Source organism: Tianweitania aestuarii (assembly GCF_018457165.1).
Taxonomy (GTDB): Bacteria; Pseudomonadota; Alphaproteobacteria; order Rhizobiales; family Rhizobiaceae; genus Tianweitania; species Tianweitania aestuarii.
The window spans coordinates 122434-133682 of sequence record NZ_JAFMNX010000006.1 but is presented as its reverse complement, the minus strand read 5'-3'; the positions used below and the strand labels follow the sequence as shown (position 1 = coordinate 133682).

Here is an 11249-nt window from a genome sequence, read left to right as displayed (position 1 = left end):
AGTAACACCTGCTCATATATTGTGATGCTCGCATCTTGCGAATTCGTGCCAAAGCAAGCGCCATGACCCATAACATTGCGGGCAATCGACTGATATGAGCAGGAAGTATTTCGGAACGGACGGCATCCGCGGAACGGCAAACCAGTTCCCGATGACTGTCGACGTCGCGATGAAGGTTGGCATGGCCGCAGGGCTTTGCTTCCATCGCGGCAGCCACCGCCACCGGGTGGTGATCGGCAAGGACACGCGGCTGTCCGGTTACATGATCGAGAACGCGTTGGTCGCGGGCTTCACGGCTGCAGGCATGGACGTGTTCCTGCTCGGACCCATTCCGACGCCCGCCGTCGCCATGCTGGCGCGCTCGCTGCGCGCCGATCTCGGCGTGATGATCTCGGCCTCGCACAACCCTTACAATGACAACGGCATCAAGCTGTTCGGCCCCGACGGCTACAAGCTGTCGGACGCGATCGAGATGCAGATCGAAGCGATGCTCGATCAAAAGGAGCCGCTGCAGGTTGCAGCACCCGACCAGATCGGCCGCGCCAAGCGCATCGACGGCGTGCATGATCGCTATATCGAGTTCGCCAAGCGCACGCTGCCGCGTTCGATGTCGCTGTCGGGTCTGCGCATAGTGATCGATTGCGCCAATGGCGCTGCCTACAAGGTCGCGCCCGCGGCCCTCTGGGAACTTGGCGCAGAGGTGATCGCGATCCACGACGAGCCGGACGGCATCAACGTCAACAAGGAATGCGGCTCGACCCATCCTTTGAGCCTGTCGAAGAAGGTTCACGAAGTGCGCGCCGATATCGGCATCGCGCTTGATGGCGACGCCGATCGCATGATCATCGTGGATGAAAACGGCACGCTGATCGACGGCGACCAGATCATGGCGCTGATCACCGAAAGCTGGGCGAAATCCGGACGTCTCGCCGGCGGCGGTCTCGTTGCCACCGTGATGTCCAATCTCGGCCTCGAGCGATTCCTGACCGATCAGGGCCTGTCGCTTCATCGCACCAAGGTCGGCGATCGCTATGTGGTGGAACATATGCGCGCGCATGGCTTCAATGTCGGCGGCGAGCAGTCCGGCCATATCGTGATGTCGGATTTCTCGACCACGGGTGACGGCCTCGTGGCCGCCTTGCAGGTTCTGGCCTGCATCAAGCGCGAGGGACGGCCGGCGTCGGAAGTCTGCGCCAAGTTCGAGCCGGTGCCGCAGGTCCTCAAGAACGTGCGCTTCTCCGGCGGCAAGCCGCTCGAAAGCAAGCCTGTCCAGAAGATGATCGAAGATGTTCGTTCGCGTTTGGGCGAGGGCGGTCGCCTCGTGATCCGTCCGTCGGGCACCGAGCCGCTGATCCGCGTCATGGCGGAAGGCGATGATCGCAGCCTGGTTGAAACGGTGGTGAACGACCTGATCGGCGTGATTGCCGAACAGCGCGCCGCCTGATCACGCAAAGCACATCACCTATCGAAGCCGGCCTCGTGCCGGCTTTTTCTTTTTGGAGCTACGAAAAATCATCGGCAATCGTAGTTAAGGAAGACGGTTAAGCGCGATTTAACCAATGGGTGTCATCGTGACCTGAATTCATTGGCGCCGGGCCATCGGCGAATGATCAGGGGTACGACCGATGTTCAATTTCCGCATGCCGCTGGTCGGCGCATTGCTGCTTGGCAGCTTCGCCGTTCCGGCCGTTGCCGCCGACCTCTACGAGCCCTTGCCGGTGGAAGCACCGGTTGCCGCGCCGCAGTTCGGCGGCTGGTATCTGCGCGGCCATGTCGGCATGAGCAACCAGCAGCATAAGGGGCTCGATTACGAGTATTTCGACGTTCCCGGCTTCACGCAGAACTGGCTCGATGACGGCGATTTCGATTCCGCCCCGATCGGCGGCGGCGGTATCGGTTACCAGTTCAATCGTTGGCTGCGCACGGATCTGACGGCCGAATATCGCGGCAAGTCCAGCTTCCACGCGCTCGACAGCTTCACCAACGATGCGACGGGTGCTGTGATCGGCACCAACGACTATTCGGCAACGAAGTCGGAATGGCTTCTGCTGGCCAACGCCTATGTCGATCTCGGCGATTTCCACGGCATCACGCCTTATATCGGCGCGGGCGTCGGCGCATCTCGCAACACGATCTCGAACTTCAACGACAGCAATGTGCTGGCGGGTGGCGGTGGGTATGCGCCAAGCGATTCACAGTGGGAATTCGCCTACGCGCTGCATGCCGGCCTCGGCTATGCCGTCACCGATCGTTTGACCATGGATGTCGGCTATAGCTACGTCCATCTCGGTGACGGCAAGACGGGCGAAGCGCGCAACTACGATCCTGCTTTCTCGCGCCCCAATGACGGCTTCACCTTCAAGGATCTGTATTCGCACGACTTCAAGATGGGCTTCCGTTACAAGTTCAACTGAGGTCGCGATCCTCCCAGTGAGAAAGGCCCGGCAGATCTGCCGGGCCTTTTTGCGTTCCGGATGTGCGCGCCAGCCGCGATTTGGCCGTTATGCTTAACCAGCAATTAACCGGGATGGTTAATGATCTCCCTCAACAGGGACCGGCACACGCCGCCGATCAGGAGTTCATTTCGATGTCGACCATCTCGCGTCTTTTTCTGCCTGCCGCTTTGGTCGCAGCCTTTGTGAGCCCATCGCTCGCCGCCGATTACGATCCGCCGATCATCATCGAGGACGCGCCGGAAGTCGTTCCGGTGGAAGTCGGCTCGGGTTGGTATCTGCGCGGTGACGTCGGCTACACCGTTTCGGACGGTTCGGATAATGGCGGCGGCGGTTTCTTCGGCATCGACGAAGACCATACGAGCGTCTTTGGCGGCGGCGGTGTCGGCTACCATTTCACCGATTACTTCCGCGCCGACATCACCGGTGCTTTCCTTCAGCAGGAAGAAGCGACGCTCGATCTCGGCGGCCTGCGCGGCAGCATCAAGTCGACGATGAGCTACGGCATGGCAACGGGCTATGTGGATCTCGGCACGGTTGTGGGGATCACGCCCTATATCGGCGCCGGTGCCGGTTTCATCTATTCGCACAACACCAATTCCGGGGATGTCGCCCTCGCGGATTTCCCCGGCGCGTATCCGGATGATGATTTCGCCTTCGCCTACACGCTCAATGCCGGTTTCGCCTATCGCATGAGCCAGAACCTGTCGCTCGATGTCGGCTACCAGTATCTGAATTCGCCGGATGCCAAGCACTTCTCGGCATCCGGCGACACCTATGTCGACGAAGGCTTCGACATGCATCAGATCAAGGTCGGGTTGCGCTACGACCTCTGGTAAGGAACTGCACCAGACCAGCATCAGGCGGCGGGCTTCGGTCCGCCGTTTTCGTTTGTGCGTGGTCTGGAAGCGACGCTTTGTTTGTTCTTGACGGCAGAGCGCTTCGCCAATAAAACCGTCCGTGGGCCACACCTCCCCAACGAGGTGCCGACTATCTGGAAGGATAGACCACGATGACGACTGAGACCAAGCCGGCAGTGCGCCCGGCCAATCCCCAATTCTCGTCCGGACCTTGCGCCAAACGACCAGGATGGTCGTTGGATGCCCTGAGCGATGCCGCACTCGGCCGCTCGCATCGCGCCAAGCTCGGCAAATCCAAACTTCAGGAAGCGATCGACCTCACGCGTGAGGTGTTGCAGGTGCCCGCGGATTACCGCATCGGCATCGTGCCCGCTTCCGACACCGGCGCCGTTGAAATGGCGCTGTGGTCGCTGCTCGGCGCACGTCCTGTCGACGTGCTCGCCTGGGAAAGCTTCGGCGCCGGCTGGGTGACCGATGTGGTCAAGCAGCTCAAGCTCCCTGATGTGCGCACGCTCGATGCGCCTTATGGCGAATTGCCCGATCTCGCCAAGGTCGATTTCGACCGCGACGTCGTGTTCACCTGGAACGGTACGACCTCCGGCGTGCGCGTGCCTAATGGCGACTTCATTCCGGCCGACCGGCAGGGTCTGACGATCTGCGACGCGACGTCGGCTGCCTTCGCGCAGCGTCTCGATTTCGCCAAGCTCGATGTCGTGACCTTTTCCTGGCAGAAGGTGCTCGGCGGTGAAGCGGCCCATGGCATGCTGATCCTCAGCCCACGCGCCGTTGAACGTCTCGAAAGCTACAAGCCGGCCTGGCCGCTGCCCAAGATCTTCCGCATGACGAAGGGCGGCAAGCTGATCGAAGGCATCTTCAAGGGCGAAACGATCAACACGCCTTCCATGCTGTGCGTGGAAGATTACCTCGACGCGCTTCATTGGGCGAAGTCGGTTGGCGGTCTTGATGGCCTGATCAAGCGCGCCGACGCCAACTTCGCCGCGCTGGACGGCTTCGTTCAGGCCAGCGATTGGTTGGGACATCTGGCGGTTGAGCCGGATACCCGCTCCAACACCTCCGTTTGCCTCACCATCACCGACGCGCAGGTTGCGGCGCTGGATGACGATGCAAAGGCGGCCTTCGCCAAGGGCATGGTTTCCGCGCTCGAGAAGGAAGGTGTCGCGCTCGACATCGGCGCTTATCGCGATGCGCCGTCGGGCCTGCGGATCTGGTGTGGGGCGACGGTGGAAACCGCCGACATCGAGGCCCTGCTGCCTTGGCTCGACTGGGCCTTCGCCGCGCAGAAGGCGCAGCTCAAGGCTGCGGCCTGAGGCTTTTGCGATCGCGGCTCCGGCCGCGTCGCTCACCATCTCATTTCTTGATCTTCTTCTTTCGCTTCGCCCCTTTGGTGCTGAGAGGCGAACTTCATCGCAAAGGAACTTCCTATGCCGCGCGTACTCGTTTCCGACAAACTTTCCCCGACCGCCGTTCAGATCTTCAAGGATCGCGGCGTGGATGTCGATTACCTGCCGGATCTCGGCAAGGACAAGGAAAAGCTGCTTTCCGTGATCGACCAGTATGATGGCCTGGCGATCCGCTCGGCCACCAAGGTCACGGAAAAGCTGATCGCAGCCGCGACCAATCTCAAGGTGATCGGCCGGGCCGGCATCGGCGTCGACAATGTCGATATCCCGGCTGCCAGCCGCAAGGGCATCATCGTGATGAACACGCCCTTCGGCAACTCGATCACCACGGCCGAGCACGCCATTGCCCTGATGTTCGCGCTTGCCCGTCAGCTGCCCGAAGCCAATGCCTCGACGCAAGCCGGCAAGTGGGAAAAGAACCGCTTCATGGGCGTCGAGATCACCGGCAAGGTTCTGGGCGTGATCGGCTGTGGCAATATCGGTTCGATCGTGGCGACGCGCGGCGTCGGCCTCAAAATGCGCGTGATCGCCTTTGATCCGTTCCTGTCGGAACAGCGTGCGGAAGAGCTTGGCGTCGAAAAGGTCGAACTCGAGGATCTGCTCAAGCGCGCCGACTTCATCACGCTGCACACGCCGATGACCGATAAGACCAAGGGCATCATCAATGCCGACGCTTTCGCCAAGATGAAGAACGGCGTGCGCATCATCAACTGCGCGCGTGGCGGTTTGATCGTCGAGGCCGATCTGGTTGAAGCCTTGAAGAGCGGCAAGGTCGGGGGTGCGGCCGTCGACGTGTTCGAAACCGAGCCGGCAACCGAGAACGCGCTGTTTGGCATGGACAATGTCGTGGCGACACCGCATCTCGGCGCATCCACCTCGGAAGCGCAGGAAAATGTCGCGCTGCAGGTGGCCGAGCAGATGGCCGACTATCTGATCAAGGGTGCCGTCACCAACGCGATCAACATGCCGTCGATCTCGGCCGAGGAAGCGCCGCGCCTGAAGCCGTTCGTGAAGCTCGCCGAAGTGCTCGGCGCGTTTGTGGGTCAGGTCACCGACGATCCGATCAAGGAAGTCGAGATTCTGTTCGACGGTGCAACGGCCACGATGAACACGCGCGCCCTCATCAGCGCCACTCTGGCCGGCCTGATCCGTCCGCAGGTCGCCGACGTCAACATGGTGTCGGCGCCGATCATGGTGAAGGAGCGCGGCATCATCGTTTCCGAGGTCAAGCGCGACAAATCCGGCGTGTTCGACGGCTATATCAAGCTGACGGTGAAGACCGAGAAGATGACGCGCTCGATTGCCGGCACCTGTTTCTCCGACGGCAAGCCGCGCTTCATCCAGATCAAGAACATCAACCTCGATGCCGAGGTCGGCCAGCACATGCTCTACACCACCAATGCCGACGTGCCGGGCATGATCGGTCTGCTGGGTGGCGTATGCGGCAAGAACGGCGTCAACATCGCCAACTTCCATCTGGGTCGCGACCATCCGGGCGGCGATGCGATCGCGCTGCTTTACCTCGATGCGCCGTTCCCTGAAGCCGTTCTGAACGAGCTGCGCGATCTTAAGGTCATCCAGTCCGCCAAGCCGCTGAGCTTCGACGTGGCGCCGGCTGCGTAAGCCGACACGACAATGAGGCTCGTCAGTCCCAGGGATTGACGAGCTTCAAGCCCAAGCCGTCGAAGTCACGGATGTTGCGTGTGGCGAGGGTGGCGTTGTTGGCCAAGACGATGCCGGCGATCTGGGTGTCTGGAAAATCCAGATTGCGACCGGCAGAATGCGCTTTAGCCAGGAGCGTGGCGGTAAACTCGGCTGCGTCTTGATCAAAGGCGAGAACGTCGTACAGGTATTGCCTGCGCAAGGTCTCTAGGCTTTCCGTAAGTTCCCGCCGCTTTCGTCCAAACGGTAGTCGATGGATGCCGTAGTTCAGTTCCATGATCGTGATGGACGTCGTTCGTACCAGCCGTTCAGGCCAATGGTTCAGCCATCCCGCGATATCGGGATGGTCGCCGGGCTTCATGAGAGCCGAAACTACATTCGTGTCGAGAACTATCATTCGTCGAAACTGAACGGTTTATACGGCTGATGTGGGAGCCGGGGCAGTTCCTCGCCTTCCCAATCAATATGTCGAAACAGGTCCGCAATCTTGGTACCGAGACCGCGCGTATCCTGCTGCTCCGTCGGTGCAAGCTGATCCACCAGGATCGTCCGCGCTTCTTCTTCCATGCTGACGCCATGCGCTTTTGCGCGGCTGCGCAGGCGTTCTTTGACGTCGTCGTCAAGGCGGCGGATGAGAAGCTGAGCCATTGTTTCTGCTCCGTGATATCAATTCACATGGCGATGATATCACCTGGCGTCATCACGGTCGAGCGAAACTGCGTCGTTCGGCCAGACCAATGCCGGCCAGGATCATGGTGAGGGCGATGGCATGGTAGACGTGGAACGCTTCACCAAGCACGACCACGGCAAGCAGCGCACCCCATAAAGGCAGCAGGTTGATGAACAGGCCGGCGCGGTTGGAGCCGATCAGTTCGACGCCCTTGATATAAAGCACCTGTCCCAACAGGGACGGGAAGAGAACGATAAAGGCGATCAGGGCCCAGCCTTCCAGATCGGGCAGGATGGTGGAGCCACTCACCGCCTCAATCGCCAGGAAGGGCAGGGCGGCCAGTGTTGCGCCCAGGCACAGCATGGTCATCAGGCTCGTCCAGTGCAGGATCGGCTTGGCCTTGAGGGCAGCGGTGTAGAAGCCATAGGCGACAATGGCGATCAGCATCAGCGCATCGCCGAAATTGATGTTGAGCGTGACGAGGTTCGACCAATCGCCGCGCAAGGCGATCACCAGAACGCCGATGAATGACAGTGTGAAGCCGAGAACCTGTTCCAGCTGAACCCGGCTGCCGAACAAAACGAAGCTTGCCGCAAACACGAAAAGCGGCATGCCGCCCTGCAGGATGCTGGTGTTGATCGCCGTTGTGTAAAGCAGTGCATAATAAAGCGCGACGCTGAACACCGTGAAGCCGAGCGCGCCGAGCGCAAGAAGGTAGATCGACCGTGTTTTGATTGCCTGCCAGTCCTGGCGGAGCTGGCGGTGGCTCGATGCGAGGAGGATAACGAGAATGGCGCCCCAGCGCGCGGGCACGAGGATCATCGGCGACACATGGCCGATCGCCAGTTTGCCGGCAATCGAGTTGCCGGCCCAGAAGAGCGTGGCCAATGCCAGCAAGATGTAAGCGGTTCTGCGCATTGCTCCTCCAGGATCAGCAGGGCAGTAGCTGCCAAGGCTCGCCCGAGTAAAGTGGCAAGAGGGCCAGTTTGTTGTGCCTGGATTGGCTGAAAACGTTAATGAAGGGTCGCGCAACGGTAGTGCAGACGTTATAGAGACCACTTCTTTTCAACTGTTTGCGGTTTCCAGCCGCCAAGAACCTGCACGGAAGATAGTATGGCCAACGTAGTGGTCGTCGGCTCGCAATGGGGCGATGAAGGCAAGGGCAAGATCGTTGATTGGCTGTCGGAGCGCGCCGATGTGGTTGTGCGCTTCCAGGGCGGCCACAATGCCGGTCACACGCTGGTGGTGGACGGCAAGGTCTACAAGCTTTCGCTTCTGCCGTCCGGCGTCGTGCGCCCCGGCAAGCTGTCGATCATCGGCAGCGGCGTGGTGTTTGATCCCCATGCTTTCGTGGCCGAACTCGAGCGCATTCGCGCGCTTGGCGTCGAGGTCGGGCCGGATCGCCTCAAGGTTGCGGAAAACACGCCGCTGATCCTGTCGCTGCATCGCGAACTCGACGGCTTCCGTGAAGATGCCGCATCCAATTCGGGCACCAAGATCGGTACCACGCGTCGCGGTATCGGCCCGGCTTACGAAGACAAGGTCGGTCGCCGCGCGATCCGCATCATGGATTTGGCCGATACTGAAACGCTGCCGGCCAAGCTCGATCGCCTTTTGACGCACCACAATGCGCTGCGTCGCGGCCTCGGTCATCCGGAAGTCGCCTATGACGACCTCTTGCAGGAAGTGACCTCGGTTGCCGACAAGATCCTGCCTTACATGGACCGCGTGTGGAAGGTGCTGGACGACAAGCGCCGCGCCGGCGAGCGCATCCTGTTTGAAGGTGCGCAGGGCACGCTGCTCGACATCGATCACGGCACCTATCCGTTCGTGACCTCGTCCAACACGGTGGCCGGCCAGGCTGCGGCGGGTTCGGGCGTCGGTCCGGGCGCGATCGGCTATGTGCTCGGCATCACCAAGGCCTACACGACGCGCGTCGGCGAAGGGCCGTTCCCGAGCGAGCAGGACAATGATGTCGGCCAGTTCCTAGGTGAACGCGGCCATGAATTCGGCACAGTTACCGGGCGTAAAAGGCGCTGCGGCTGGTTCGATGCGGTGCTGGTTCGCCAGGCGGTGGCCGTGAACGGCATCGACGGCATCGCACTGACCAAGCTCGACGTGCTCGATGGGCTCGACGAGATCAAGGTCTGCACCGGTTATCGACTGGATGGCGAAGTGATCGACTATCTGCCGGCCAGCCAGGGCGCGCAGGCGCGGGTCGAGCCGATCTACGAGACGCTTGAAGGCTGGGAGGGTACCACGCGGGGCGCTCGTTCCTGGAACGACCTGCCGGCGCAGGCAGTCAAATATGTGCGCTATATCGAGGAATTGATCGGTGCGCCGGTGGCGCTTCTGTCAACGAGCCCGGAACGCGACGACACGATCCTTGTGACCGATCCGTTTCAAGATTAATTTTCGTGGAAACACCAGACGCCGGTGATTTGGCTGGCGTCGCCGCCCAGATAAGGTTTCAACCCGTATGGCAGATTTCGTCGCCGTCCTTAAGAAGACGATCGAAGGGCTGAGCGAAAACACGCCGGACGTTCGCGCCAAGGTTTACGCCAAGGCGCGCGCGACCATCGATGCCAAGCTGGCCGCGATCAACCCGCCGCCACCGGCCGCCGTTGCCGAACGCCAGCGTCAGGCGATCGAGGATGCGATCCAGGCAGTGGAGCAATACTACGCACCGCCGCCACCGGAAGACGATCTCGACGAACTCGACACGTTGTTCGACACCTACCAGGCGGATGACGACCAGTTTCCCGAACCGGCCTTCGAGCGCGAAGAACCGGCAGCATTGCCGCGCACCGGCGACTTTGCCGTTTCACACGACACGCAGCGGGACGACGTGCCTGCGCATGAGGTCGAAGCGCCCACGCATGATGCGGAAGCGCCGCGTGACCATGTCGATCACAACGAGCCGGTGCTCGATGATATCGATCGGGATCGTGACCTCGATCGTGATCTTGACGGCGACCTTGATCGTGACCGGGAGCAGGATCGTCCCTTCACGCCGCAGCCGCCTTATCGCAACAAGCCACGCCGTGGTCTGTCCGGCGGCTTGATTGCCGCGGTTGTGGCCTTGCTCCTCGTTGCCGGCGGCGCTTATGCCGCCTGGTCGAACAAGGATGCGCTGACGGCTTTCCTCGGCCTGAACGATGCGGGCGACGTCAACGAAGGCACGGACCTGGCCGACGATGCTGCGGCCAACAGCGAGAACGCCGATAGTGCAGCCGTTGCACCGGCCGATGGCGTTGAACCGGAGGCCGCTGACGATCAGCCGGAAGTCGCCGCCGTGTCGCCCAACCAGCCTGAACAAGCGGCTGCAACGCCGGCCGCCACTGCGCCCGAGCCGCTGCGCAAATACACCCAGCGTTTGCAGGCCGATGGCAGTGAAACCGATCCCGGTCCTGCCGATGGCAGCGCTGCGATCGGTGAGGGCACGTCGGTTGCCGAATTGAGCCAAGCCGCGCAGGCCGATACAACAACAGGCGAGGGGGCAACGCCAGCCCCCGACGCGACCCCGGCCACGACGCCGAACGGCAGCACGCCTGCTTCATCGGACCAGACCGTTCCGGTTGGCCAGCGCGCGATCTTTTATGAGGAGCGCACCTCCACTTCGCCGAACACGGCCGAAAGCGGATCGATCGTGTGGTCGCTCGTGCAGGAATCGCCCGGCGGCGATGCACCGCCCGAGCCTGCGATCCGGGCCGAAGCCAACATTCCCGGCAAGAACCTGCAGCTGCGCATGACGATCCGCCGCAATGCGGATCCGACGCTGCCGGCCAGCCACATCATGGAAATGATCTTCCTGACGCCGGAAGGCTTCGAGGGCGGTGGCATCCAGAACGTGGTTCGCGTGGCGATGAAGGACAGCGAACAGGCCACCGGCAGTCCGCTGCTCGGCATCCCTGCGCGCATCGCCGACGGTTTCTTCCTTGTGGCGCTGAGCGATTCACCGGCCGAAATTCAGGCCAATATGACGCTGTTGCGCCGTCAGGACTGGATCGACGTGCCGTTGATCTACAATTCCGGTCGCCGCGCCCTGATCACGATGGAAAAGGGTGTGCCGGGCGAGCGCGTGTTCGAGGAAGCCATGCAGGCCTGGCAGAACGCCGCGAGCCGCTGATCCAAAATATCAAACCCAAGCATCAAAAAGCCCGCCGGGAGCGATCCGGGCGGG

The 11249-nt window shown here is 61.4% G+C and carries 10 protein-coding genes; 7 read left to right on the top strand and 3 right to left on the bottom strand.

All coding sequences use genetic code 11. The features are described 5' to 3' along the window. Positions 1-94 precede the first annotated feature (94 nt). From glmM to serA, 5 genes are all read left to right on the top strand, one after another. Positions 95-1444: a phosphoglucosamine mutase gene (gene glmM, locus JYU29_RS17840; RefSeq protein ID WP_213986211.1), complete on the top strand. Its 1350-nt coding sequence runs from the start codon at positions 95-97 to the stop codon at positions 1442-1444. A gap of 181 nt (positions 1445-1625) precedes the next feature. Continuing rightward, a complete protein-coding gene (locus tag JYU29_RS17835; protein WP_250157563.1) occupies positions 1626-2414 on the top strand; it encodes an outer membrane protein in 789 nt (262 codons plus the stop codon). A 173-nt stretch (positions 2415-2587) separates the two neighbouring features. Further along, a complete protein-coding gene (locus tag JYU29_RS17830) occupies positions 2588-3292 on the top strand; it encodes an outer membrane protein (protein ID WP_213986210.1) in 705 nt (234 codons plus the stop codon). A gap of 173 nt (positions 3293-3465) precedes the next feature. Beyond that, on the top strand, positions 3466-4641 hold the full coding sequence (locus JYU29_RS17825) for a phosphoserine transaminase (protein ID WP_213986209.1): 1176 nt from the start codon (positions 3466-3468) through the stop codon (positions 4639-4641). A 114-nt stretch (positions 4642-4755) separates the two neighbouring features. After that, positions 4756-6357 carry a phosphoglycerate dehydrogenase gene (gene serA / locus JYU29_RS17820; RefSeq protein ID WP_213986208.1) on the top strand — a complete coding sequence of 534 codons (1602 nt, stop codon included), beginning with the start codon at positions 4756-4758 and terminating at the stop codon, positions 6355-6357. Between the two features lie 22 nt (positions 6358-6379). Here the strand turns inward: serA and JYU29_RS17815 are convergent, their stop codons facing one another. Genes JYU29_RS17815 through JYU29_RS17805 form a run of 3 tightly spaced genes read right to left on the bottom strand, consistent with a single transcriptional unit; the run spans position 6380 to position 7984 of the window. Beyond that, a complete protein-coding gene (locus JYU29_RS17815; protein WP_284144937.1) occupies positions 6380-6793 on the bottom strand; it encodes a type II toxin-antitoxin system VapC family toxin in 414 nt (137 codons plus the stop codon). Further along, positions 6790-7044, bottom strand: a complete 255-nt coding sequence (locus JYU29_RS17810; RefSeq protein ID WP_213986206.1) for a FitA-like ribbon-helix-helix domain-containing protein — start codon at positions 7042-7044, stop codon at positions 6790-6792. The genes JYU29_RS17815 and JYU29_RS17810 overlap by 4 nt, the downstream gene beginning before the upstream one ends. Positions 7045-7096: 52 nt before the next feature. Then, positions 7097-7984: a DMT family transporter gene (locus tag JYU29_RS17805; RefSeq protein WP_213986205.1), complete on the bottom strand. Its 888-nt coding sequence runs from the start codon at positions 7982-7984 to the stop codon at positions 7097-7099. Between the two features lie 195 nt (positions 7985-8179). Between JYU29_RS17805 and JYU29_RS17800 the strand changes: the two genes are divergently transcribed. Both JYU29_RS17800 and JYU29_RS17795 read left to right on the top strand, forming a co-directional pair. Beyond that, positions 8180-9478, top strand: coding sequence for an adenylosuccinate synthase (locus tag JYU29_RS17800; RefSeq protein WP_213986204.1), 1299 nt, complete (start codon positions 8180-8182; stop codon positions 9476-9478). Positions 9479-9545: 67 nt separating this feature from the next. Continuing rightward, positions 9546-11195, top strand: a complete 1650-nt coding sequence (locus tag JYU29_RS17795; protein ID WP_213986203.1) for a prolipoprotein diacylglyceryl transferase — start codon at positions 9546-9548, stop codon at positions 11193-11195. Positions 11196-11249 lie beyond the last annotated feature (54 nt).

Coding starts and splice junctions, on each gene's coding strand:
- glmM (WP_213986211.1), top strand. CDS start 95: ATGAGCAGGAAGTATTTCGGAACGGACGGCATCCGCGGAACGGCAAAC.
- JYU29_RS17835 (WP_250157563.1), top strand. CDS start 1,626: ATGTTCAATTTCCGCATGCCGCTGGTCGGCGCATTGCTGCTTGGCAGC.
- JYU29_RS17830 (WP_213986210.1), top strand. CDS start 2,588: ATGTCGACCATCTCGCGTCTTTTTCTGCCTGCCGCTTTGGTCGCAGCC.
- JYU29_RS17825 (WP_213986209.1), top strand. CDS start 3,466: ATGACGACTGAGACCAAGCCGGCAGTGCGCCCGGCCAATCCCCAATTC.
- serA (WP_213986208.1), top strand. CDS start 4,756: ATGCCGCGCGTACTCGTTTCCGACAAACTTTCCCCGACCGCCGTTCAG.
- JYU29_RS17815 (WP_284144937.1), bottom strand. CDS start 6,793: ATGATAGTTCTCGACACGAATGTAGTTTCGGCTCTCATGAAGCCCGGC.
- JYU29_RS17810 (WP_213986206.1), bottom strand. CDS start 7,044: ATGGCTCAGCTTCTCATCCGCCGCCTTGACGACGACGTCAAAGAACGC.
- JYU29_RS17805 (WP_213986205.1), bottom strand. CDS start 7,984: ATGCGCAGAACCGCTTACATCTTGCTGGCATTGGCCACGCTCTTCTGG.
- JYU29_RS17800 (WP_213986204.1), top strand. CDS start 8,180: ATGGCCAACGTAGTGGTCGTCGGCTCGCAATGGGGCGATGAAGGCAAG.
- JYU29_RS17795 (WP_213986203.1), top strand. CDS start 9,546: ATGGCAGATTTCGTCGCCGTCCTTAAGAAGACGATCGAAGGGCTGAGC.